We start from the raw sequence: 25,556 nt of genomic DNA on the forward strand, positions 1-25,556 counted from the left end.
ATAAATGCTCCGACCGGGATTCGAACCCGAGTCTTCGGCTCGAAAGGCCGAAATGATTGGCCGGACTACACTATCGGAGCAGATACAATTAAAAAGTTATCCATCATTAACAATTATTATTAAAATATGAAATAATAATTAAAAATAATTAAAATTTAGAATAAGGATAAATGCTCCGACCGGGATTCGAACCCGAGTCTTCGGCTCGAAAGGCCGAAATGATTGGCCGGACTACACTATCGGAGCAAATACATTAAAAACTATTTATTATTATCAATAGAAAATAGAACTATCTATTTTTTTTAAATGGGGCCTGGGCCGAGAATCGAACCCGAGTCACGGGATCCACAGTCCCGAAGAATAACCACTATCCTACCCAGGCATTTAAAAATATATCATTCATTATTTTAAAGTGCGGGAGCAGGGATTCGAACCCTGGGAGGCCTACGCCAACAGGTCCTAAGCCTGTCCCCTTTGACCAGCTCGGGCACCCCCGCATATAAAAGCTCGAGGCACCCCTTATAACCTGTACTTTATATAAGGAATGTATCGCTTAAATGAACTCTAGAAACTAAATCTTGTATAATAATTTAAATAAAAAAGTTCTAGAAAATGCTCCGACCGGGATTCGAACCCGAGTCTTCGGCTCGAAAGGCCGAAATGATTGGCCGGACTACACTATCGGAGCAAATGTTGGATTATAAATATTTAAATGGGCCCAATGGGGTTCGAACCCATGGCCGCCCGGTTATGAGCCGGGCGCTCTACCTGGCTAAGCTATAGGCCCAAATAATGAGAAGCGCCGTCGACAGGACTTGAACCTGTGACCAATCGGTTAACAGCCGAACGCTCTACCTACTGAGCCACGACGGCACGATATTTTTTCATCCTATAATAGTTTATTTATAATAACTTATATATAAACTTACCTACAAAGCAATTTACTTAATGACATACATAAAGTATTATACTTATGTAAGCACAATATAAACTTTAATCTTCATAGTATATAAAGGTTACGGTTATGATTTTATTTTTCAAAAAAATATAAAAAAGAACAGTTAACTAAATAACTAAATCTTCTTAATGTTTATGTTATCATAACACATATCAATATATCTTTGAATAAATGGATCAAGTTCAGGTCTTAAATTGTTCTCACATTCTAGTAAACTTAAATCTGAAAAACTTCCCTTCAATTTACGATCTGCCCAACGTACTTCTTCTTCAACACGTCTACCATATCTATTTCCATACATCTTAAATAATGGGAATTTTGTAAGACCATTACTTCCAGCTTTTAGAAGAACACCTATATTTGCAAGATTATCAGTCCATGTACCTGTAATAATTTCAATATGAGGGAATCTAATTCTTACAGCTGCAACAATACTTGCATAATATAATGATGCAGGTTGTGGTGTTAGATTATATTCAGTATCAGGATGTGGATTTAATGAATAGAAAATAATTCTATCAATATCTAATTCTTCAATTAAATCAAATAAATCATTAAGATGATCAAGTTCCTCACCAAGACCAATAATTATTGTTATTGCCTTTTTAAATCCTAATTCTTCTGCATTAACAAGCATTGATTTAATATCATCCATTGACTTACTTGGACATACTTCATCATGGAATTCTGGATTTGCAGTTTCAACAGCACCAGTAATTCCAATAATTTCTTCACCATACTTATCAAGTTCATCTGTGATTCCTATATTAAGCCATACAGGATTATCTGTTATATCATATATTGTTTCTGAAATTTCCTGAATTTCTTCTGTTGAATATACACCATATCCACCTGATAAGAATTCAATATTCCATCCCATACGTTTTGTAAGTTCTGCCTCTGCATAAATACCCTTTACATGTCGTCTTGCCTTGTTTGGTTCATCAATTCTATCTTTTTGTGATGACATGTAACAGAATTTACAATCTCCTTTTTCACAATACCATGAAAGAAATATAGCACGTTCAAGTGTTACATCTGTTGAATGATATTTTCGTGTTATTTTATCAGATTCAGCAAGTAATTCAAGTACTTCTTTATTTCGTATTTTTTCAATAACATCCATTTTATTACAATTCTCCCTATTAAAAAATGAAAAGTTTTATGAAACTTTTTTTTAACTTCTATTATATATTATATCTAGAGTTTTTTAATATTAAAAATTCATCATAATATAGTTAGAATATATTTAAATAAAATAAAAATTTAAATTAACAGAAATATAAATATAAATATAATATAAAATTATTTATTATCAATTTTAGATTTTAGTCAAAATTATATAATTAATAGGAATATTTTTGGAGGAATTAATATTACAGATATGATGTGTGGACTCGAAATCCACGTACAATTAGATACAAACTCAAAGCTATTTTGTAGCTGTCCTACAAACTACCAATCTGCACCAACAAACACAAACATATGTCATGTATGTTTAAATCAGCCAGGTGCAAAACCATTTCCACCAAACCAGTATGCTATAGACAATGCAATTAAAGTAGCATTAATGCTTGGATGTGATATATCAGAAGATGTTATTTATTTCATGAGAAAACACTATGACTACGCTGATTTATCAAGTGGATATCAGAGAACTTCAGTTCCTGTTGGAATTAATGGTGAACTAAATGGAGTAAGAATCCATGAAATACACGTTGAAGAAGATCCAGGACAATATAAACCTGACCGTGGAACTGTTGACTTTAACAGATCTGGAATTGCTCTTATTGAGATTGTAACAGAACCAGATATGAAATCACCAGAAGAAGCAAGAAGCTTCCTTAATGAACTTATACGTGTACTTAACTACAGTGGATGTGCTCGTGGAGAAGGTACCATGAGAGCAGATGTAAACATCTCAATTGAAGGTGGAAAAAGAGCTGAAGTTAAAAATGTAAACTCTATACGTGGAGCATACAAAGTTCTTAAATTTGAACTTGTAAGACAAAAAAATATCCTACGTAGAGGAGGAACAGTACAACAAGAAACACGTGCATATCTTGAATCTCAGATGATTACAGTTCCTATGAGACTTAAAGAAGATGCTGATGATTACAGATATATACCAGATCCAGATCTTCCACCAATAAAAATAGATCCTGCACATGTTGAAGAAATTCGTCAAAATATGCCAGAACCTGCTCATCTTAAAACAGCAAGATTTGTAGAAGAATATGGTATTGATGAAGCTGATGCTAAAGTATTAACTTCTGAACTTGAACTTGCAGATGCATTTGAAGAAGTTGCAGCTAAAGTTGATGCAAATACAGCAGCAAGACTTATGCGTGATGAATTAAAACGTGTTCTTCACTACAATAAAATACAGTACAAAGATAGTAAAATTACACCAGATGATATTGTTGAACTTATCAACTTAATTGAATCAAAACAAGTAACACCTGAAGCTGCACATAAACTTATTGAACAAATGCCAAATAATGAAAAATCACCAAAACAAATAGGTGAAGAAATGGATATTATTGGTGTTGTTGAAGATGATGCTATAGAAAATGCTATTAATGAAGCTATTGAAGCTAACCCTGCAGCTATTGAAGATTATAAAAATGGAAAAGAAAATGCTGTTAACTTCCTTGTAGGTCAAGTAATGAGACTTACAAAAGGTAAAGCTAATGCAGGAGAAACAAATAAGATGATTCGTGAAAAACTTGATGCATTATAAGCATCTTAAGTTTTCATTTTTTTTAAAGACTAAATTCTTATTTAGTTTTCTTTACTTAAACTTCCAAAAACTCACATTACTACATAATAGTGTATGATTTTTTTGAGTTTTATGATAAATAAATTCCAAGGGAGAGATAAAGCATGAGTGATGATTATAAAAAAGTAAAAGATTACATGACAAAGGATGTTATTACAGTTACACCAGATATGGCTATTGATGAAATTAGAAACATAATCAAAAAGACAGGACACGATGGTTTTCCAGTGGAAAAAGACGATGAAATTGTAGGTATAATCACTGCTTCTGATCTTCTTATACGTGATGTTACCCCTACTGTTGAGGGTATGATGTCTGATGATATTGTTATTGCAAATGAGGATTTGTCAATTAATGATGCATCAAGAGTTATGTTTCGTTTAGGTATTTCAAGACTTCCCGTTACTGATGAAAATAGAAAAGTTCTTGGTATTATAACAAATACAGATATTTTAAGATCACATATTGAAAGATCTACACCTGCTAAGGTAAATGAGTTTAGAAAAACACTTGAAGGTCTTTATAATATTAAAACTACTGTCATTAAGAAGAAAGTTAGAATTGATGCACTTCATCCTACACAGGATAAGGTATATGCTGATGAACTTCAAGGTCGAACTTATGAAATTGAACGTGGACTTGCAGAACCTATTATTGTAGTTGAAAAAGATGAAAATAACTATGTTGTTATTGATGGTCATCATCGTCTTGTTGCATCACATCAGATGGGAAAAGATGAACTTACAGCAAATGTTATTAAGCTTAGTAAGGATATAAAACTTGGAGTTGAAAAGACTGCAGAAAATAGTGGAATTTTTACAATTGATGATATTGAAATTATATCTGATGCTCAACATCCACTTATTGCTGTAACTGGAAGTTTAAGAGATAAAAATACAACAATAAAATAAGATGATAAAATGAAAGAAGAAATTTTAAGAGAAGTTTATGAAACATTAGTTGATAGAAAGGAAAATCCTACAGATTCATATACATCTAATCTTATGAAAGATTCACATAAAAAGGCTGAAGATAAAATTCTTGAAAAACTAGGTGAAGAAGCTACAGAAGTTATTCTTGCTTCTAAAAATAATGAAGACTTAGTTCATGAAACAGCTGATTTATTATTTTTCATGATAGTAAATCTTGTATATAAAGGAATACCTATTGATGATGTATTTGATGAATTAATTGAAAGACACAAATAAACACACATCAAAATTTTACTAACCTCCACCTTTTTTTTAGTTTTAATTTTTTTAGAATTAGTTTTAACACTTTTTTTGTGAAGATTTTTTTTGTAATTTATAAAAAAAGATTTAAAAAAAATAAAAAGAAAAATGGGAGATTTAATTTATACACTACTTTATTATTTTTCCCATATCTTTTTTTTTGATTTGAATTTAAGGATAAAACTAGAAAATTAAGTTTTACTTTTACTTTATTATTTTTATGAAGATTAATCTTTCCACTACTAAAAGAGTAATCTTTCCACTACTTATTTGAAATTAACCTTTTCCACTACTAATAAAAGATTAATTTTCTTTATTTTTTGAAATTTTAAGGAGGAGGTTAGGTAATTTAAAGAATCACTTTTTTTTTAATTTTAAAAAAATTTACTTCAAAGAGACTCTTGTTTTTCTTCTTCGTGTTGTGATAAATGATACAATCTTATTTGTATAACACGAAAATATAATATTTTTTTTATCTAAAAAAAATTGTAAATAACTACACTAGTTTTCTTTTTTTGATTTTTTTTTAAATGAAAATTAGTGAATGTTTTTTTTACATATTCACTTTTTAAATAATTTAAACTATTAAAAATAATTAAATTTTAGATTTAACTTAAGTTTTTAATAGTAATTATATGTCTTATGTTTCTTATATATAAAATATCTCTTTATTTTGTTTTTAATTAAAAAATTCTTTGTTTTACATATAACTAACCATAAAGACGTTATTTTTAATATAATAATCTTATTAAACAGTTTAAATAAGTAAATAAAAAGATTAGAAACAATAATTTTTTATTAAATTGATTAATAATTACCTAATTTTAATTAAAAGAAACTAATTAAATTAACTTTAAAAGTTCATTAAATTAATTTTAAAAAGTTAGTAATGAAATAAAAATAGAAATATGATTATACCATTTTTATAAAAAAAATTAGACATTTAATATAATTTAGACAAAACCACACATTATTATATAAAAGTTTATATTTACAATTAGTAAAAATATTAAAAAATATTAATTCAAAAGAAAAAGCAAGATTTACATGTCCAATTGATAAAGCTGTTGTTCTTTTTAATAAAAAATGGACAATTCAAATAATACATTAAGAGACCAAATAACCTTTAAGTGACTAAATAACCTTTTAGTAATGAGATTACCATTTGGTAACCTACCTTGTTTTTCTATTATATAATAAGTGAAAATTTATGATAAAAAAAAGTTGGTCAGATTATTTAAATAAGAATTTATCTAATAAAAAAAAAGAAAGAATGGGAGGTTGAATTTTAAAGTATTCTTATCCTAGAATACTATTTATTCCTTCATATGTTACAAATTTTGCAAATTTATCTTCTGGTGTAACTTTAATATTTCCCTGTGAATATTGATCAAGTGCTGCTTTTATAAGGTCACCTTTTTTACCATTTTTATCTGCAGCATCCCTAATTCCATCTGCTAGATTTTCAATTGCATCTCCACGAGTTGCTCCATGATTTGATTGATCTTCACGTAGGAAGTCTATTGAACTTACATTTGAAACTTCCTGTCCATTTGATTGTACAGGTCCCACAGCATTAAGCATTGCATCTATTGCTGTTGGTGTTACCACTACCACCATATCTGTTGAGATATTTGTATGATATTTAACAATTTCTTGTGCTATTTTTGTACCATTTTCTAAGTCTGAACTCCATAGTGAATCATGTAAATACCACTGATTAAGTCCTTCAGCTTGCATATCTGCTGTTGGTTTTAATGTTGGATGTGCAAGTCCTCCAGGATAAACTGGTGTAATATTACCAATTGAGCTATCTTTTAAGTTTATTACAAATGCCATGTCAACAGCACCTATTCCTGGTCTGTTTTCTGATGGATCTGTACATAATACTAATACATTTTGTTCACCAGAGAAAGTTTCTTTACCTTCATTATAACTTGTCATAAAGTATACTCCAGCAACAGCCATAACAGCTACAATTGCAAGTATTACTACTAACAAGATTTTCTTTTTTGAAACCATGATTAATCCCTAATATTTTTTTAAATTTATAATATTCTATATTATATATTAAATTATAAATAAATAATTAAGAAAAAGAATTATTTTATCTAAATTAAATTATGAGGTTTTAGTGTTGCAAATATCAGGAAAAATTAAAGATAAGAAGGGTTTTAATAAGCTTAGACGTATGAAAAACTCACTTCATGACAAAAAAGAAATCTACAAAGAACAAAAAGTTATTAAAAACACAGAAAAACGGCAAATAACACCGATAAGCCAACAATTAAAAGATGAAATAGATCATAAAATCAGAGATGAATATAATAATTTTAAATGCAACACTTATGAACCTAAAATATCAATTATTATCCAAAATACTGATTCTATTGATGAGGTTATCGACTGTATTGGGAATGATGGATATTCTAATTTTGAATTAATTATAATCTGTGATGATGATAGTTTTAATTTAGATGATAATTTAGATTATAGAACTATTATAAAAAATGATGATATGAATATGGCTGAGTGTCTTAATTGTGCCTTTGATGTTGCATGTGGTGAATATCTTCTATTTTTAGATAGTAGTATAACTTTTTTTAGTGGATTTATCACGGCAATTGCTGGATTTATTGACACAGTTGATGATGCTGGATTTATTAGTTGTGAAATTCTAGATTCAAATACATATAATATTGAAAGTGTTGGTGTTAAATTTAGAAAAATAGAAAATAGCATTAAAGCTATTAATAATAAATATGAAAGTACTCCTCAATTTAATGGAGATGTTATCAAAACAATTAGTGTTTCATCAACTGTTGCTTTAATTAAATCTGACATACTTAGGAAATGTGAATTATTTGATGATAAATGTAGTTCATGTGATATTTTCCTTGATGTTTCATTAAAACTACACAAGGCAGGTTATCATAATTATATTCTTCCAATTAAAGCAATACATCATAAACACACATGTGAGGTCATATCAGATTGTAGAGATAAATACATCAATGATAAATGGTATGATATGATCTATGAAAACTTCTACTATGATAAGATATATGCAAAAAATATCTTCACAGACCCATTATGTATAGCATTTTGTGTTACACAATCAGATAACAATACAACAGCAGGTGATTATTTTACAGCAAAAAGCTTTGCATCAAATATCAAAGAAGAACTCAAATGGAATGTAGTGTATCTTGCACAAAATCCAACAACTAACCAGAAAAACTGGTATTTTATAGATGAGGATGTTGATGTTATAGTATCACTTCTTGAAAGATATAATATAAACAATATTCAATCAGATAACAATCCACTTCTTATTGCTTGGCCTCGTAACTGGTTTGAAAGATGGATAGATCAACCATTTTTCATAGACTTTGACATCATACTTGCAAGTAGTATGAAAGCATGTAAATTAATTGAAAAAATAACAGATAAAAAAGCACATCTTTTCCCAATTGCAACAGATACAAAGATGTTTAAAGAAGAAAATAATAGCTGTAATGAATTTATATGTGATTACTGCTTTACAGGTAGCTATTGGGGTGCAAAACGTGAAATTACAGGTTGTCTTGCACCGGGTGAATGCACATATAAATTCCACCTCTATGGATCTAACTGGGAAGATAGTGAATTTAAAGATTATTCAAAAGGATTTATATCATATGAGATGATGCCACAAATCTATGCATCAACAAAAATAGTAGTAGATGATGCAAATCATGCAACAGCAAAGTATGGATCTGTAAATAGCAGAGTATTTGATACAATAGCTGCAGGAAAACTAGTCATTACCAATGGAACACTGGGAAATAATGAATTATTTAGTGGCTTAATACCTGAATATCACACAAAAGATGAACTTAAAAATCAGATAAACTACTACATGCAACATGAAGATAAATATGAAAATAAGATAAAACAACTACAGCAAATTGTATTAAATAATCATACATATAAAATACGTGCATATAAACTACGTCAAATAATACATGATTATTATTTTAAATAAAAATTAACTTCTTTTTTATTTTTTTCTTAAAAAAATTCTATTTATATATAAAATATATTAAACTTTGATTATAAAAATAATAATATTATATAATTTTTAATGAAGATTTCTTTTTTATTATAAAACTTATTTTTTCATAGATTATAATAAAAAATAGGAAATTATATTGAGGCATTGTAAAAAATGAATATGATAAGTGAGATAATTCATGATCTTAAAAGTTACAGATCATTATTAAGTGAATTAATAAGAAGAGATATTAAGATAAAATATCGCCGATCAGTTCTCGGAATCTTATGGAGCTTCTTAGATCCTTTATTATCCATGATAGTTTTAACAATTGTATTTTCTACGTTGTTTCATCGTATTCCAAACTACCCAATATACTATCTTTCAGGACTTCTTGCATTCCAACTATTTAGTGGTGGATCTAAAACTGCAATGAAATCCCTTGTAGGATCATCAGGTATTTGGAAGACAATCTATGTTCCAAAGTTTTTATATGTTCTATCGGCAGTACTGTCAAACTTTGTTACATACCTACTTTCATTAGTTGTTCTTCTTGTACTAATGGCAGTGTTAAATGTTCACTTTACAATATACATAATATTTGCAAGTCTACCAATACTTGGACTTATTATAATGACAGTAGGTGCAGGACTTATAATGGGAACATTAAATGTGTTCTTTAGAGATATGGAATATTTATACAACGTATTTTGTATGATGTTAATGTATGGTATGCCTATATTTTACCCAGCAGATATTGTACCTGCAGCATTCAGATTTATACAAGATTACAATCCATTATATCAGTTAATTTCATGTTTAAGAGATTGTTTCTTATATGGACAGATGTATCCAATATCCACACTTCTATTTGGATTTGGATGTGCAATACTATTATTAATAGTTGGTATACTATTACTATACAAATATCAAGATAGATTTATATTATATGTATAAATTAGACTTTTAAATTTTATAAAAGGGAGATTATTTATGGATGATGACATAGTTGTTGATGTAAAACATGTAGGTATGGAATTTAATCTTAACCAGGAAAAAACAGATAACCTTAAAGAATACGTCATTAAAGCTATTAAAAAAGAACTTAGATTTCAATCATTCTGGGCTTTGAAGGATATTTCATTACAGATACATAAGGGTGAAAAGGTAGGATTTATAGGATTAAATGGTGCAGGAAAAAGTACTCTACTTAAGATAATTGCACAAGTTATGAAACCAACAAAAGGAGATGTGAAGGTTAAAGGAAGTCTTGCACCTCTTCTTGCATTAGGTGCAGGTTTTGACCTAAATTATACAGGTAGTGAAAATATATTTCTTAATGGTTCACTTCTAGGACATTCAAAATCTTATATGAATAAGAAGTTTGATGAAATTGTTGAATTTTCAGAGATAGGTGATTTTATTGATGTTCCTGTTAAAAACTATTCATCAGGTATGAAATCACGTCTTGCATTTTCAATTGCAACATCTGTAAATCCAGACATTCTTATACTTGATGAGGTATTATCAGTAGGAGATGCATCTTTCCAGAGAAAATCAAAAGAAAGAATGCGTAATTTAATGGATAATGATGTTTCCCTCTTATTTGTATCACACTCAATAAGTCAGGTACGTGACTTATGTGATAGAGCAATATGGCTTGATCATGGAAATATTGTGGCAGATGGAGAAGTTAATGAAATCTGTGATAGATACATGAAATTTGTAGATCAAAAGAAATAATTCACCACCCCTATTTTATTTTTTACTTTTTTTTATTTAAGTTAAAAAAATATACATTGAAGTATATATAATTTATTTAGCTGATTTATATGGAAAATAAGGTAACAGTTATAATACCAAATTATAATAATAGACAACTACTTGAAAATCTTCTAAAATCACTAGATGATGCACAACATAAATATCCATTTTCTATACTTATAGTAGATGATAACTCCCAAGATGACAGTGTAGAGTTTATAAAAGAAAACTATCCTGACATAGAACTTATTGCAAATACACAAAATCATGGCTTTGCATACACTGTAAATTGTGGAATAAGAAATACAACATCAGAATTTATATATCTTCTAAATAATGATACAACAGTAAATGAGGACTTTCTAATAGAGGCACTTAAAACAATAAATAGTGAGAATAACATATTTGCAGTATCATCTAAGATGCTTCAGATGAACAATCCTGGATTTATTGATGATGCAGGTGATGAATATACAATAATGGGCTGGAGTAAAAAAAGAGGAGATGGAAAGCCTATTATAAAATATGCACATGATAGTGAAGTTTTCAGTGCATGTGCAGGAGCAGCACTATACAGACGTGATATCTTTGATGAAATTGGATATTTTGATGAAAACTTTGGAAGTTATGTTGAGGATATGGACTTATCTTTCAGGGCAAAATTACATGGATATAAGATATACTACAGTGCAAATTCAATAGTTAATCATTATGGAAGTGCAGCTACAGGTTCAAGATATAATGCTTTTAAAGTTGAAATATCGGCAAGAAACAATATTTATATGATATATAAAAATATGAACATATTTATGTTAGTTTTAAATTTCATATTTATATGTCTTGGAATTATAATAAAATACCTATTTTTCCATCATAAGGGATTTGAAAAACAATACATAAGTGGAATAAGAAAAGCTATGAAAAGTCGTGGAAATCTTAAGAAAACTGAAAATATCAAAGCTAAAAACTACTTAAAAGTTGAATTTGAAATGATAAAAAATACATTAACATACATATTCTAAATTTAGAAAAAAATAAAGGGGGTTTATTTATCTTGGATCTTTCAATTATTATTGTTAACTATGCAACATATCAGATGACATCAGATACAATACATTCAGTTATAGATACAGTGTATGATATTTCATATGAAATTATTGTTGTTGATAATGATTCACCAGATGATAGTGCACAAAAACTTATAGATGAATTTAAAGATTATGAAAATATTAATATTATTCTTAATTCATCAAATGATGGATTTGCTGTTGCAAACAATATTGGATTTAGAAATGCAAAAGGTGAATATACTCTTCTTTTAAATAGTGATGTTATAGTAAAAGATGATACAATAAACAATACTCTTAGCTATATTAAAGATCATCCTAATGCTGGAGCTGTTGGATGTCGTATTCTTCTTGCTGATGGTTCACTTGATAAGGCTTGTAAACGTTCATTTCCAACTGTTGATGTGTCATTTTATAGAATGTGTGGTCTTTCAAAGCTATTTCCAAATAGTCCACGTTTTAATAGATATAATCTATCATATCTTGATGAGTGTGAAATTCATAGTATTGACTGTCTTGTTGGAGCATACATGTTAATGCCAAGTAGTCTTTATAAAGAAGTTGGTGGACTTGATGAGGATTACTTCATGTATGGTGAGGATATTGACTTGTGTTATAAAATTAAGAAGCTTGGATATGATGTAATTTACTATGGTAAAAATACTATAACACATTATAAGGGTGCAAGTGGTAAAAATAAGCGTTTGTTATATGAGTTTTATAATTCCATGGATATATTCTACAGGAAACATTACAAAGATGAAAATAATTTCATAGTAAATACATTTATTCATGCCTCTATCTGGCTTATGTACTATGTTAAATTAATATTAAGTTATATACGAAGATAGTTGTATTTCTTCTATTTCTTATTTTTTTTTTATTTTAATAATTCTTATTACTTATAAAGAATATAAATTATACTATTAGTAAATTATGGGAGAACATCTTTAAAATGATTCGTGAAAATCAACAATTATTTAATATCTTAAATGTTATTTTTGATGTTAATGTAGTTTTAATATCAATATTTTCAATATGTTCTTTTATAATAGCAAATTTAAATAGCATTACTGGTATATCATTAACATTAACATATGAATTACCATACTTATTTTTTATACTTTTAATTCCAAGTTATCTTATACTTTTTTATGAATTAAAGTTATATATGCCTCAGCGTACAAATAAGAGTATTTTTTCTGAAGCATCAAAGATAATGGAGGCAAACTTTCTTGAATTTTTATTTTTAACTATGATGTCTACATTTGGCATACTAAAAGTTACAAGTGAGTTTCTTGCAATATTTTTAGTTGTAAATACAATTCTTGCAATAATTGAACGTGCAATGGTACGTGTTGTTCTTCGTGCTATGCGTTCTCGTAACTTCAATATTAAATATATTCTTGTTGTTGGAGCAGGACAGTATGGTCGTAAGTTTGTTGAAACAATTGACCGTAATCCATACCTTGGATATAGAGTAATTGGATTTCTTGATGATAATGTTATAGGAAATGTTTCAGGTATTGATGTTATAGGTAAACTTGATGATATTGAAGATGTTATTGAAGATAATATTGTTGATCGTGTAGTTATTAGTATTGCACCACATCATTTTAAGGTATTTGAAGATCTAACACAAAGATGTGAAAAGATGGGTGTTCGTGTTGATATAATACCTGACTACTACAGATATATTACATCACATCCTAGTATTGAGATGATTGATAATATTCCACTTATCAGTGTTAGATATCTTCCACTTGATATTTCATATAATAATTATACTAAGAGAATTTTTGAAATATTATTTGTTATTATTGTTTCTATAATAATTTCACCTCTTCTTTTAGTTGTTGCAGTTATTATTAAGTTAACATCACCAGGTCCTGTTATATATAAACAGGATCGTGTAGGTCGTGATGGTGAAATATTTAAGATGTATAAATTTAGAAGTATGCGTGTTGATGAAGATGACAATGATAGTAATGATCATCTTACATGGACACAAAGAGATGATCCGCGTATTACAAAGATTGGACATTTTATACGTAAAACTAGTATTGATGAATTACCACAGTTTTATAACATTCTAAAAGGTGATATGAGTCTTATTGGTCCTAGACCTGAACGTCCATTTTTTGTAAATAAATTTAAAGAATCAGTTCCTAAGTATATGATTAAACATCATGTACGTCCTGGTATGACAGGTTGGGCTCAGATTCATGGTTATCGTGGAAATACTTCTATTGTTCGTAGAATTGAGTATGATATTTATTATGTTGAAAACTGGTCTTTAATGCTTGATATTAAGATATTTTTTAAGACTCTTGTTATTCTTTTAACTGATAAAAATGCATACTAATTAGAAAAAAAGTATAGTAAAAAAATTTAGAGGTGTCCTTTTTTAAATGAATATTCAGATAGATAAAAGAGCTTACTGGTTAATTCCCATACTTATGGTGTTAATATTTACACTTGCAATAAGCTTAAATTATGCTTGGCCACTAAGTTGGGATATTTTTATTCATATTAACTATGCTCTTACTTATATTAATCATGGAATTACTACTATTGATCCACTTCTTAATGCACCTGGTGGGAAGGCAATTGGTTATCCACCAATGTTTCATGCATTACTAATACTGGTATCAAAACTTACAGGTCTTAGCTTGTTTGATTCTGCTAAGGTTTTCCAGGTTGTAATTCCTGTTATATTTATGATCATATGTATGTATGTTTCATATAGAATGTATAATGAAATTTCAGCACTTGTGACAGGTTTAATTCTCGTTTCAAGTTATATCTTTACAAGATTATATCTTCCAATTCCTGAATCTGTTACAATGGTATTGTTCTTTGTTGGAATTTACTTATTCCATCTTGCATGCAGATATGGTAAGGCAAAGTATGTGCTTGTTTCGGCTATTATTTCACTGCTTATTGTTTCAATACATTTTTCATCATTTATTTATTATATCATACTTCTTAGTGTGCTTATGGTTGTTGAATTATTTATTGAAAGAACATCCAGACCATTTAAAAGTTATATTTACTTTTTATGTGTTCTTGCTGTTGTAGGATTAATTGGTGCTGTATTATTATATATTATTAGTCCATCACATCTTATGGATCTTATAGGTGGTGCAGTGTCTATAATTTCAGATCCTATGTCTATTTTCATGGGACAAAAAGCTATGGGTCTTGAAAGATATATTAAATGTCTTGGAGTTATAGTGCTTGTTTGTGGTATTGTTGGTCTTTATTATTCATTTAAAGATAGACGACTTTTATTTGTATCTATGTGGACTTTAGTTGCATTTGTTCTTAGTAATCTTCACTGGTTTGGAATTCCTGTATATACATATAGGATGTTAATTTATGTTCTTATGCCAGCTGTTATTGTGGGTGGTTATGGTGTTGCACGCCTAGTTGAAAAACTAAATACTAAAAATAAATCATATAGCATAATATTAATTTTAGCTTTAATAATTTTATCATTTATAGCTGGATATAATAATATAAATGATCCTGCATTAACTACAACATCAGCTACCACTGAAGCTTCAACATATCAGATAGCTCCACCTACATCAAGTGAAGTAGAAGTTATAAATTGGTTTGAAAATGCAGATCATAACAAGTCAATACTATCAAATAACATGTTTTTTGCAACTGTAATATCATCAACAGATCAAATGCCAATACATTATAAATTTGACACATACATTGCACAAAACCATACAACAACACAAAAATCAATGCATAAAGAAAAAATAGGATACATACTATATGATAAAAATCTTGTTGTTAACAATTCAAGCAGCTATGCACATCAAGATGTAATATGTATCAATGGAAGCTTCTATCCAACATACTACTTTACAAACAAAATAACAGATGAAAACTTCCATGCAATACAACCAGAATATACAACAAAAGTATTTGAAAATGACAGATTTATAATTTGTCAAGTACAATAAGGAAATATTAATTAAAAAATAATAATATAATATATTTATAATAAAAGAAAAAAAGGGAAATGAAAAAATGAACATTACAATGATAGGAACAGGCTATGTGGGACTTGTAACAGGTACATGCTTCTCTGAAATGGGAAATGAAGTATACTGTGTTGATGTAATTGAAGAAAAAATAGAATCATTAAAACGTGGCGAAGTTCCAATATATGAGCCAGGACTTGAAGTACTAATTGAAAATAACTACAAAAATGGAAATCTTCACTTTACAACAAATCTTGCAGAAGCACTAGAAAATTCAGAAATATGTTTCATAGCAGTAGGAACACCAATGGGTGAAGATGGAAGTGCAGACTTACAATATGTAAAACAAGTAGCAAAACAAATTGGAGAAGCAATAATACATGACATGATAGTTGTAAATAAATCAACAGTACCAGTTGGAACAGCAGATATTGTAGATTCAATAATTAAAGAAGAACTAGAAAAAAGATCTGTAGATTATAATGTATCTGTCGTATCAAATCCAGAATTCCTAAAAGAAGGAAGTGCTGTTATGGACTTCATGAAACCTGAACGTGTAATTGTTGGTACAGATGATGCTGATGCAATAGAATACATGAAAAACCTTTATGAACCATTTACAAAAAATCATGAAAGAATGATAATAATGGATGTTCGCAGTGCAGAGATGAGTAAATATGCATCAAATTCAATGCTTGCAAATCGTATATCATTTATGAATGAAATAGCAAATATCTGCGATAAGGTAGGAGCAAACGTTGATAATGTACGTAAAGGTATGGGTAGTGATACAAGAATAGGACATAGTTTCCTCTATCCTGGATGTGGATATGGTGGAAGTTGTTTCCCTAAAGATGTAATAGCACTTATTAAAACTGCAACAGACAATGGATACGATGCAAAACTACTTAAAAGTGTAGAAGATGTAAATAATTCCCAAAAACACTACGTTGTAAACAAGATAAAATCAGTACTTGGTGATGACCTAACAGGTTATACATTTGCAATATGGGGACTTGCATTTAAACCTGAAACTGATGATATGCGTGAAGCATCATCAATTGTAATAATTAATGAATTAATAGATGCAGGTGCAAAGATAAATGCATACGATCCTAAAGCTATGGATTCAGCAAAAGACTTCTATCTTAAAGACTTAGATATTAACTACTGTGATAGTAAATATGAAGTACTTGAAGGTGCAGATGCACTTGTTTTAATTACAGAATGGAAAGAATTTAGAAGTCCAGATTTCAATAGAATTAAATCATTACTTAAAAATAACATTATATTTGATGGAAGAAATCAATTTAAAAATAGTTTCATGAATAAAAATGGATTTGACTACTATGCTGTAGGAAAATAAATCCAAAAAAATTAAATAAATAAAAATTAGTAAAACTCCCTTCAAAGAAAAAATAAAGAAAGGGAGAAAATACATTAATAGAAATTTTATTTCTTTTCTATTAATTAACTCTTTTTTTTAAAATCTCTTATTTTATAATAATTTAATTAATTTCCACTATCAGATGCTGAAGCATCACTACTTGATGATGCTGATGTATCAGATGTTGTAGTATCTGAATATGAGTAATCATCCATATAATCTGATACTGAAACTTTAAGATGTCGTATTACAACTGGATTGTTATCTTCATCATATAATATAAACTGAATATCCTTATTTCCAGGACTCATTGTAATATTTGTTGTAATTGTTGTTGATTCATTGTTTTTAAGTGATACTTTATGTTCTTCAAGTACCTTATTTGTTGTATCATTATTAATTACAATTTTCATTACATAGTTTTTATCATTAAATTGATGATTTGCAACATCAATTGATAGATTCATTACTTCTCCATTTGTAAAGTTGACATATCCATCCTCATTTGCTGTTTTATTAATTCCATTAACATCAAGTGTTGCATTTCCAGAACTTTCCTGATCCTGGATGTGAATTCCACTTAGAAGTACAGCAATAAGTGCAACAATTGTTATAACTTTAAGTACATCATTTGTCTTTTTATGATAGAATAACTTGTATTTTCCAACAGTTCTTGTTTTTGAAACATAATATATCATTGAAACAATTGTTACCATGATCATTATAAGTGAAAGATGTGCTATGTCAAGTTCTCCTACTACTTCCATTAATATAATTCCAATAACAGATGTCATAAGTGCACTTATAAATATTGCAGCTACTGCACGTTCTGTATATGAAAATTCATCCTTTTGAGGAATAAGACCATTAAATACATAGTATCCTGGTAAAAATACCATAAATGGTAAAGCAAAAGCAGCCCATCCTAAAACCCTATTAAATGGTGGTACAAATATTCCTACAATTGCAACGATACTTAATGATATAACTGTATAGATATTATGAATTATTTCAAGAGATTCTTCTTTATCTTCTACCATGAGCTTTTGTTGTCTGTAAAGTGCAATGTATGAAAATATAACAGCAAATGCAGATAGTACAGTTACAACGTTCATAACTCTTGTTTTAAGAAGATAAATTGTTATTATCATACTTATTAATGTAGATATAATACTAAAGGCAACTATTAATATTGGCTTTCTTGTAATTTCTTTAAATGAAATATCAGGATAAAACAGGCATGTTACACTAATTCCTACAAGTAAAAATTCTATTGTAAATAACAAGATTGTTATATAATCAGGAAAATCTAATGTTAACAATAAAATAAATGGCAATAATGAAATCAATGAAACCATTAGCATATATCTTGATGATTGTTTAAATATAAAAAGCATCCTCCTTATTTTTATTTAAAAAAAAAATAAAAAAATTCTATATTGTATTATATTTATTTTTATTTTAATTTTTAAAGTTTACTTATATATAATAAAAGATGAAAATTCACTTATTTAAAGAAAGAAATATTAATTTAATATTTTATAAATATATATTATACATACTAATTTAGTAGTTGATGACTTATGGAAGAAAAAAAACTAATAACATTAGTATTATTACCAATAATTATCATACTTTCCCTTATTTGTGTTAATGCGATAATGGCAGGAGTATTTAATGAAAACAGTACATTATTTAATGATTCTGTAAATCTAAGTGGAAATAATACTACAAATACTACTAATGAAACAATACAAGACAATCAAACAACACAGACAGTAAGTTCTGATACTTCATCAGACAATTCACAACAATCAATACAACAATCATCAAATACAAATCAAAACTCAAATAGCTACTCTCAATCAAGCAACTATCAAAAACGTAGCAGCAGCAGTAGCAGTAGTTCACAACGCCATCATTATAATGGTGGTAGTGGATCAAGTAGTAGTGGATCAAGTAGTAGTGGATCAGGTAATGGTGGATCAAGTAGTGGAAGTTCAGGTGGTAGTGATGAACCTAGCCCTGAAATTGAAGTAACAGAATAAAAAAAAATGAATTATAAATAAACTTAACCTCCCAAAAAATTTTATTTTTTTAAATACTAATAGAATATTATATTAAATTAACTTATTTTAAAAGGAAATACATATCATGTTAAATGCAGAAACATTCATAACAAACACCAAACCAACAGGTGGAATAATAAGAGAAGAAAATGAGGACTTCTATGTAGAGGAAGTTCCACTACAGATGCCTACAGGTGAAGGACAAAATACATGGATTCAAATTGAAAAAAATGGAAGAACAACACTAGATGTAGTACTTGACATTGCAAAAATACTTCATATCAGCCGTAAAAGAACAGGATTTGCTGGAATGAAGGACAGATCTGCAATAACCAGACAATGGCTATGTGTAAGTAATATGACAAAAGAAGAACTTCCAAATTTAGAGGATCAACTTCATAATGTTAAAATTCTTGACATACAACAAAGTCAGAAAAAGCTTAGAATGGGACAACTAAAAGGAAATAAGTTCAAATTAAATATTAAAAATACAAACAATCCTGCTGAGGATAAAGAAATTGCCGAAGAAGTTCTTGAATCACTAAAAAAGACTGGTGTTCCTAACTATTATGGATATCAACGTTTTGGTGAATTAAGATCAACAACACATCTTGTTGGAAAATGTCTAGTTGAAGGAGACATTAAAGGTGCTGTTGATACATACATTGGAAATCCTAATGAAAATGAAAAAGGAATCCATTATGATTCAAGAAAACTCTATGATGAGGGAGATCTTAAAGGTGCATATGAACTTATGCCAAAAAGTATGAGATATGAAAAGTCAATGATTAAAGTTTTAATTGATGCTGAGCGTAAACGAGGAGATGTTGATGAAAAAGATTATATTAAAGCTATTGAATCTCTTCCAAAACCTCTTAAAAGAATGTTTGTAAATGCATATGAATCATATCTCTTCAATAAGGTTATTAATGAACGTGCAAAGGTTGGAATTAACAAGTATCTCCCTGGTGATATTATAATTGATGGTGAGGAAAGATGGGTTCATGATGTAGATGAAAAGACAATACAGGATGATATTGATAATTTTAAAGTTAATCCTACAGCACCACTTTATGGATCTAAAGTACCTCTTGCAGATGGAGTTGAAGGTGAAATTGAAAGACGAGTAATGGATGAAGAGAACATTACAAAAGAAGCATTCCAGTGTCCTAAAACACCTAAACTTGGAAGTCATGGTGTAAGACGATCTGTTCGTTTTAAAATTGAAGATACAAATGTTACACAAATTGATGATGGAATATGTGTTGAATTCTTCATACCAAGAGGATGTTATGCAACTGCTGTTCTTCGTGAAATAATAAAACATAATGTATAAAAAAAAAGTTTTTTAATAATCAAAGAAGGGGAGAATATATAAGGAAAGAATAAATTCTTCCCTCATTCTATTTTTATTTTTATTTTCTAAGTACTTCTGGTGTGTATCTTTTAAGTAGTAATGATAGTGTTATTACACTTACAGAGCTTAGTGCCATTGCAAGTGCTCCATATTCTGGCATAAATACTACATGCCATGGATATAGTATTCCTGCAGCTATTGGTACTAGTATTATGTTATATGCAAATGCCCAGAAGAGGTTAAGTTTTACCCTTGATATTGTCTTTTTACTTATTTGAAGTCCTGCAACAGCATTAAGCAGATCACCATTAATAAGTATAATATCACCTGAATCTATTGCAACATCTGTACCTGTACCTATTGCAATTCCTACATTTGCCTGACTTAATGATGGTGCATCATTAATTCCATCACCAATAAATGCAACAACTTCTCCTTTATCTTGTAATTGTTTTACATAGGCTAGTTTTTCACCTGGAAGAAGTTCTGCTTTTACCTCATCAATACCTACTTTTTGTGCAATAATCTGGGATGTATTTATATTATCTCCACTAACCATTGTAGTTTTAATACCCATTGAATGTAAGTAGTCTATTGCCTTTTTACTGTTATCTTTAATTACATCAGCAACAGAAATAAGTGAAATAACTCCACTACTTTTTGATGCCATAATAATTGTAGTTTTCATTTCAAGTTCTTGAGCTTTAAGATCTGTTAGTAGTTTATCTGAAATTGTGATATTTTCTGATTCTATTAATTTCTTATTTCCTATATAGTACTCATCATCACATATTTTTCCAACTATTCCTTTTCCTGAAATATTTTCAAAATCATCTACATCATACAATTCAAATCCATTTTTATCTTCATTATTAAAGAGTGCTTCTGCTATTGGATGTTGTGAATGTATCTCTAGTGATCTTGCAATTTTTATTATTTCATCATCACTTAAGTTTGAATAATTAATTACATCAGATAATACTGGTTGTCCTACTGTTATTGTTCCTGTTTTATCAAATAATATGTGTGTTATCTTATCTGATACTTCTATTGTTTCACCATCTTTAATTAAAATACCATGTTTTGCTCCAAGACCTACACCTACTGTTAGTGCTGTTGGAATTGCAAGACCTAATGCACATGGACATGCAACAACTACTACTGATATAAAGATGCTAAGACTATACATGAAGCCATTTCCTATTATTACATACCATATTATGAATGATATAAATGCAATTAATAGTATTGCTGGTATAAATATTCCAATAACTTTATCAGCAAGATGTTGTATTGGTGGTGTTGAATTTTGAGCTTCTTGAACCATTGTAATAATCTGTGAAAGTACTGTTTTTTCACCAGTATTTGTTACATAGATCTTAAATGATCCATCCTTATTTATTGATCCTGCTACTACTTCATCATCTACATCTTTTAGTATTGGTATTGATTCACCTGTTATTAATGATTCATCAACATAGCTTCTTCCTTCAATTATACGTCCATCTGCTGGTATTTTTTCACCAGGTTTTATAACTAAGATATTGCCTTTTAGAACATCGTTTATGTCAACTTTTTGTTGTATAATTTTTCCATCAATTTTCTTTTCAACTGTTGCCTCTGTTGCTTTAAGTTGCATGAGTGAATCTATTGAATCTGATGTTTTTGATTTTGCCTTATCTTCTAGGTATTTACCAAGCATTAGAAATGATCCAAGCATTAATGTTGTATCATAAAGCATAAAATTTGAATTTCCAAGTAAATGGAATGTACTTAGTAAGCTTGCAATAAATGCTATACCAATTCCTAGTGAATACATAACATCCATGTTAAGATTCTTATTTTTTAGTGAAAAATAGCCTGATTTAAAGATTGGATATGATACATAAATAAGTGGAATTATACAGATAATAAGTGATATTATTGATTTTTCATTATGTCCAATTCCAAGATCTGCAAACATTATAAACATTAAAATTGCTGAAAATATAAATCCTACAACTAATCTATTTAGTTTTTCTTTCAGATTCTTTTCATGTAACTGTTTGATCTTATCATTATTTATGGAATTTTTATCTACAACACCAAGATATTTAAACCCAATTTTGTTAATTCTATCTGCTATATCATCTAACTGGACAACTGTTGGATTATAAAGTATGTCTGCTGTTTGTGATACTAAATTAACATAAATTGAGTAAACTCCTGGCATTCTTGATACTGCGGTGGTTATTGATCTTGAACACATGACACAGGTCATGCCCCCAATATTTATAGTTTTTTTTTAATAGTTGCTGGGAATCCTACCATGTCAAGTGTACTGATAATTTCCTCTGCATCTACATTTTCATCATCATATGTTACATCTACATTTTTTGTTTGAAGATCACAGTTTACTGATTCTATATTTTCATTGTTTGTTAGTGTTTTTGTTATTGTGTTTATGCATGCATCACACATCATATCTTCAACTTTAAATGTTTCAGTTTTTTGAGCCATTATACTTTCACCCCGTTTTAATTTAATTTCTTATAAAATAATTTAGTATTTTGTTATAATTTATTTAATTTTTTTTTATGTAAAATTTTTTACATTAGTAATTTATTAACTCAGCTCTTAATATACTTTTAGGTATAACTAAATTAGGTTTTATAAAAAAAGAAAAAGATGGTTGAAATGACAATGCAACCTTAATTAATTACAATAGTTGCATCATCAGCATCTACTGTTATATTATCATTATCTGATACTGTTGCGACAATATCAACATTAGGATTGTCAACCATAGGTATTTTTGAAATAATAGCACCTATTGCAATAATAGGTTCAGCATTCTGACAAATAATAGCCTTTGGTGCTGTATTATTTTTTGCCATTTGGTAGATAACATAGGATCCAACAGTTGAACCTTTACCTGATGGCATAACTAAAATCTTATCTGTGATACATTTATCAAATAATTCATTATTTTTATCTATCACAATACCAGTTTTTGGATCTACTCCACCAAGAAAACTAATAGGATCTTTTGTTACTATTGCATCACCTGTTATTTTTCCTTTTGATATCTGTCTACAGTTTATAGTTGTATCTGACATAACAAATAATACTCTCCTTAAAATGATAAATCACAGAAGGTTTATAATAAACCTTGTGATCTTAAGTATTCAGGGAATGTTAAGTTTTCACCATCTGCAGATTTAGCTGATGGTTTTTCTGCAGGTGCTTCTTTAATGTCACAGTCATCTGCTTTATCACATACATCACAGTTTTCTGCTTCCTGACATTCTTGTTCATCTTTAGCTTCTACTTCTGTTTTTGGTGCTTCAGCTGCAGGTGCATCAGATCCTTCGATAAGACCTTGTGCTCTGAGAGATTGTGTGAATGATCCACCAGCAGGAGCAGCTTTAGGAGCATCAGCTTTAGGTGCAGCTTTAGGTGCTTCTTCTACTTTTTCTTCACATTTACATTCATCTTTAGGTGCTTCAGCTACAGGTGCATCAGATCCTGCAATAAGACCTTGTGCTCTGAGAGATTGTGTGAATGATCCACCAGCAGGAGCAGCTTTAGGAGCATCAGCCTTAGGTGTTTCTTTAGTTTCACATTTACATTCATCTTTAGGAGCTTCTTCAGATTTTGGAGCTTCAGCTTTAGGTGCATCGGATCCTACAATTAATCCTTGTTCTCTGAGAGATTGTGTGAATGATTTTCCATCTGTATTTTCTTGTGTATTTGCTTTAGCTTTCATTTCTCCAACATCCTCTTTTACTTCTTTTACTTTTTCTTCAACATCTTTTGTTATTTCAACCATTTTTTGTGTTGTTTGTTTTGTTTGTTCAATTATTCCATCTGCAACTTCTTTTACTTTTTCAGTTACTCCTTGTTCTTTTAGAAGTTGTGTGAATGAAACATTTTTAGATTTTGATGAAGCTTCTTTTACTTTTTCTGCTACTTTATCAATTTCTTTTTCTACATTTTTAATGCTTTCTTTAGCTTTAGCTTTAGCTTTTTCTGATTTTTCTTTTGCTTTAGCTTCTTTTTCTGCTTTTGCTTTAGCTTTTGCTTCTGCTTTAGCTGCATCTTCTTCTTTGATTCTTTGTTCTACTTTTTCTTCTCTTGCTTTTTGTTTTGCAAGTTTTCTTTTCTCTTTTTCTTCTTTATTTTTAAGTCTTTCTTCTTCTTCATCTTTGATTTGTTCTGCTTCTTGTGCTGCTTCTTCAGATTCTAGAAGTGCTTGTTGAAGATCTGCATTTTCTTCAAAATTGTATTTATCTACTACTTTTTCTGCTTTTGCTTTTGCTTCTTTTTCTGCTTTTGCTTTTGCTTTTGCTTCTCTTTCTTGTTTTTGAATTTCTGCTATGTATTTTTTAGCATTTTCTACATCTTCTTTTGTAGCTTTCATAGATTCATCCCCAGTTTCTTCCTCAACAACTTCTTCTTCAGATTCTTCTACAACTTCTTCTTTAGTTTCAACAACAGGTTCCTCTGCAGATTCAGATTCTTCTACAACTTCCTCTTTAGTTTCAACAACAGGTTCCTCTGTATCTTCAGATTCTTCTACAGGTGCTGATTCTTCTTCAGATTTTGCTGCTTCTTCTGCTTCTGCTTTAGCTTCTGCTTCTGCTTTAGCTTTAGCTTCTGCTTCTGCTTTTGCTTTAGCTTCAGCTTCTTCTTTATTTTTTCTTATGATGATTTTAGATAAACCTGGTGCAACTCTTTTTTTAAGTTTAATTCCTGTATTTTTTAAGAGATTTGGTTTTTTACTTACGTATTTATCTTCACCTTTATCGTTAGGATCAACATCTTTTTTCTGTGATTTTGGTTTTATGTGATTTTTAAAAAGTACATTTGATGTTTTTGTATTTCTTTTTTCACTCATCTTATATTCCAACCTATTTTA

The 25,556-nt window shown here is 29.1% G+C and carries 20 protein-coding genes and 7 tRNA genes; 13 read left to right on the plus strand and 14 right to left on the minus strand.

Translation table 11 applies throughout. The annotated features are described in order from the left end of the window. Positions 1-5: 5 nt before the first annotated feature. The 8 genes from MRZ80_RS05365 to MRZ80_RS05400 all read right to left on the minus strand — a co-directional run bounded on the left by MRZ80_RS05365 (position 6) and on the right by MRZ80_RS05400 (position 2,084). Positions 6-80 (minus strand) — tRNA-Glu (locus MRZ80_RS05365). A gap of 91 nt (positions 81-171) precedes the next feature. Beyond that, a tRNA-Glu gene (locus MRZ80_RS05370) sits at positions 172-246 on the minus strand. A 61-nt stretch (positions 247-307) separates the two neighbouring features. Further along, positions 308-382 (minus strand) — tRNA-His (locus MRZ80_RS05375). 31 nt (positions 383-413) lie between these two features. Then, positions 414-497: transfer RNA gene (locus MRZ80_RS05380), tRNA-Leu, on the minus strand. 116 nt (positions 498-613) lie between these two features. Further along, positions 614-688, minus strand: a tRNA-Glu gene (locus MRZ80_RS05385). A gap of 25 nt (positions 689-713) precedes the next feature. Next, positions 714-787 (minus strand) — tRNA-Ile (locus MRZ80_RS05390). A gap of 13 nt (positions 788-800) precedes the next feature. Next, positions 801-873: transfer RNA gene (locus MRZ80_RS05395), tRNA-Asn, on the minus strand. A gap of 200 nt (positions 874-1,073) precedes the next feature. Then, complete coding sequence (locus MRZ80_RS05400; RefSeq protein WP_292536995.1) at positions 1,074-2,084, minus strand: radical SAM protein; 1,011 nt, start codon at positions 2,082-2,084, stop codon at positions 1,074-1,076. A 258-nt stretch (positions 2,085-2,342) separates the two neighbouring features. Here MRZ80_RS05400 and gatB point away from each other — a divergent pair, with 258 nt between their 5' ends. The 3 genes from gatB (at position 2,343) to hisE (ending at position 4,948) form a co-directional block, all read left to right on the plus strand. Next, positions 2,343-3,701, plus strand: coding sequence for an Asp-tRNA(Asn)/Glu-tRNA(Gln) amidotransferase subunit GatB (gene gatB, locus MRZ80_RS05405; RefSeq protein WP_292536998.1), 1,359 nt, complete (start codon positions 2,343-2,345; stop codon positions 3,699-3,701). A 143-nt stretch (positions 3,702-3,844) separates the two neighbouring features. Continuing rightward, positions 3,845-4,651 (plus strand): CBS domain-containing protein, encoded by an 807-nt coding sequence (locus MRZ80_RS05410; RefSeq protein WP_292536999.1) that lies wholly within the window; start codon positions 3,845-3,847, stop codon positions 4,649-4,651. A gap of 9 nt (positions 4,652-4,660) precedes the next feature. Next, a complete protein-coding gene (gene hisE, locus MRZ80_RS05415) occupies positions 4,661-4,948 on the plus strand; it encodes a phosphoribosyl-ATP diphosphatase (RefSeq protein WP_292537001.1) in 288 nt (95 codons plus the stop codon). A 1,323-nt stretch (positions 4,949-6,271) separates the two neighbouring features. Here the strand turns inward: hisE and MRZ80_RS05420 are convergent. Next, positions 6,272-6,994, minus strand: coding sequence for a DUF4012 domain-containing protein (locus MRZ80_RS05420; RefSeq protein WP_292537003.1), 723 nt, complete (start codon positions 6,992-6,994; stop codon positions 6,272-6,274). Positions 6,995-7,109: 115 nt separating this feature from the next. On the opposite strand from MRZ80_RS05420, the gene MRZ80_RS05425 reads away from it, so the two are divergent. The 8 genes from MRZ80_RS05425 (at position 7,110) to MRZ80_RS05460 (ending at position 17,209) form a co-directional block, all read left to right on the plus strand. Continuing rightward, positions 7,110-8,999, plus strand: coding sequence for a glycosyltransferase (locus MRZ80_RS05425; protein WP_292537005.1), 1,890 nt, complete (start codon positions 7,110-7,112; stop codon positions 8,997-8,999). Positions 9,000-9,182: 183 nt separating this feature from the next. Beyond that, positions 9,183-9,965, plus strand: coding sequence for an ABC transporter permease (locus MRZ80_RS05430; RefSeq protein ID WP_292537007.1), 783 nt, complete (start codon positions 9,183-9,185; stop codon positions 9,963-9,965). A 36-nt stretch (positions 9,966-10,001) separates the two neighbouring features. After that, entirely contained in the window at positions 10,002-10,751 is a 750-nt protein-coding gene (locus MRZ80_RS05435) for an ABC transporter ATP-binding protein (RefSeq protein ID WP_292537009.1), read from the plus strand. A gap of 89 nt (positions 10,752-10,840) precedes the next feature. After that, positions 10,841-11,794 carry a glycosyltransferase family 2 protein gene (locus tag MRZ80_RS05440; RefSeq protein WP_292537011.1) on the plus strand — a complete coding sequence of 318 codons (954 nt, stop codon included), beginning with the start codon at positions 10,841-10,843 and terminating at the stop codon, positions 11,792-11,794. Positions 11,795-11,826: 32 nt separating this feature from the next. Further along, positions 11,827-12,690 (plus strand): glycosyltransferase family 2 protein, encoded by an 864-nt coding sequence (locus MRZ80_RS05445; RefSeq protein WP_292537014.1) that lies wholly within the window; start codon positions 11,827-11,829, stop codon positions 12,688-12,690. 104 nt (positions 12,691-12,794) lie between these two features. Continuing rightward, a complete protein-coding gene (locus tag MRZ80_RS05450) occupies positions 12,795-14,204 on the plus strand; it encodes an undecaprenyl-phosphate glucose phosphotransferase (RefSeq protein ID WP_292537016.1) in 1,410 nt (469 codons plus the stop codon). A 46-nt stretch (positions 14,205-14,250) separates the two neighbouring features. Further along, entirely contained in the window at positions 14,251-15,822 is a 1,572-nt protein-coding gene (locus tag MRZ80_RS05455; RefSeq protein ID WP_292537018.1) for a hypothetical protein, read from the plus strand. Between the two features lie 67 nt (positions 15,823-15,889). Beyond that, entirely contained in the window at positions 15,890-17,209 is a 1,320-nt protein-coding gene (locus MRZ80_RS05460) for a UDP-glucose/GDP-mannose dehydrogenase family protein (protein ID WP_292537020.1), read from the plus strand. Positions 17,210-17,355: 146 nt separating this feature from the next. Here MRZ80_RS05460 and MRZ80_RS05465 read toward each other — a convergent pair whose 3' ends face one another. Beyond that, entirely contained in the window at positions 17,356-18,627 is a 1,272-nt protein-coding gene (locus MRZ80_RS05465) for a DUF1616 domain-containing protein (RefSeq protein ID WP_292537022.1), read from the minus strand. A 186-nt stretch (positions 18,628-18,813) separates the two neighbouring features. On the opposite strand from MRZ80_RS05465, the gene MRZ80_RS05470 reads away from it, so the two are divergent. Then, positions 18,814-19,278, plus strand: a complete 465-nt coding sequence (locus MRZ80_RS05470; RefSeq protein ID WP_292537024.1) for a hypothetical protein — start codon at positions 18,814-18,816, stop codon at positions 19,276-19,278. A 106-nt stretch (positions 19,279-19,384) separates the two neighbouring features. Continuing rightward, positions 19,385-20,635, plus strand: coding sequence for a tRNA pseudouridine(13) synthase TruD (gene truD / locus MRZ80_RS05475; RefSeq protein ID WP_292537027.1), 1,251 nt, complete (start codon positions 19,385-19,387; stop codon positions 20,633-20,635). A gap of 79 nt (positions 20,636-20,714) precedes the next feature. Here truD and MRZ80_RS05480 read toward each other — a convergent pair whose 3' ends face one another. The 4 genes from MRZ80_RS05480 to MRZ80_RS05495 form a co-directional block, all read right to left on the minus strand. Further along, positions 20,715-22,916, minus strand: coding sequence for a heavy metal translocating P-type ATPase (locus tag MRZ80_RS05480; RefSeq protein WP_292537029.1), 2,202 nt, complete (start codon positions 22,914-22,916; stop codon positions 20,715-20,717). A gap of 11 nt (positions 22,917-22,927) precedes the next feature. Beyond that, positions 22,928-23,155, minus strand: a complete 228-nt coding sequence (locus tag MRZ80_RS05485) for a heavy-metal-associated domain-containing protein (protein WP_292537031.1) — start codon at positions 23,153-23,155, stop codon at positions 22,928-22,930. A gap of 191 nt (positions 23,156-23,346) precedes the next feature. Continuing rightward, positions 23,347-23,754: a DUF126 domain-containing protein gene (locus MRZ80_RS05490; RefSeq protein WP_292537033.1), complete on the minus strand. Its 408-nt coding sequence runs from the start codon at positions 23,752-23,754 to the stop codon at positions 23,347-23,349. Positions 23,755-23,795: 41 nt separating this feature from the next. Beyond that, positions 23,796-25,535 carry a hypothetical protein gene (locus MRZ80_RS05495; RefSeq protein WP_292537035.1) on the minus strand — a complete coding sequence of 580 codons (1,740 nt, stop codon included), beginning with the start codon at positions 25,533-25,535 and terminating at the stop codon, positions 23,796-23,798. Positions 25,536-25,556: the final 21 nt, after the last annotated feature.

The organism is Methanosphaera sp., assembly GCF_022768985.1.
Lineage (GTDB): Archaea > Methanobacteriota > Methanobacteria > Methanobacteriales > Methanobacteriaceae > Methanosphaera.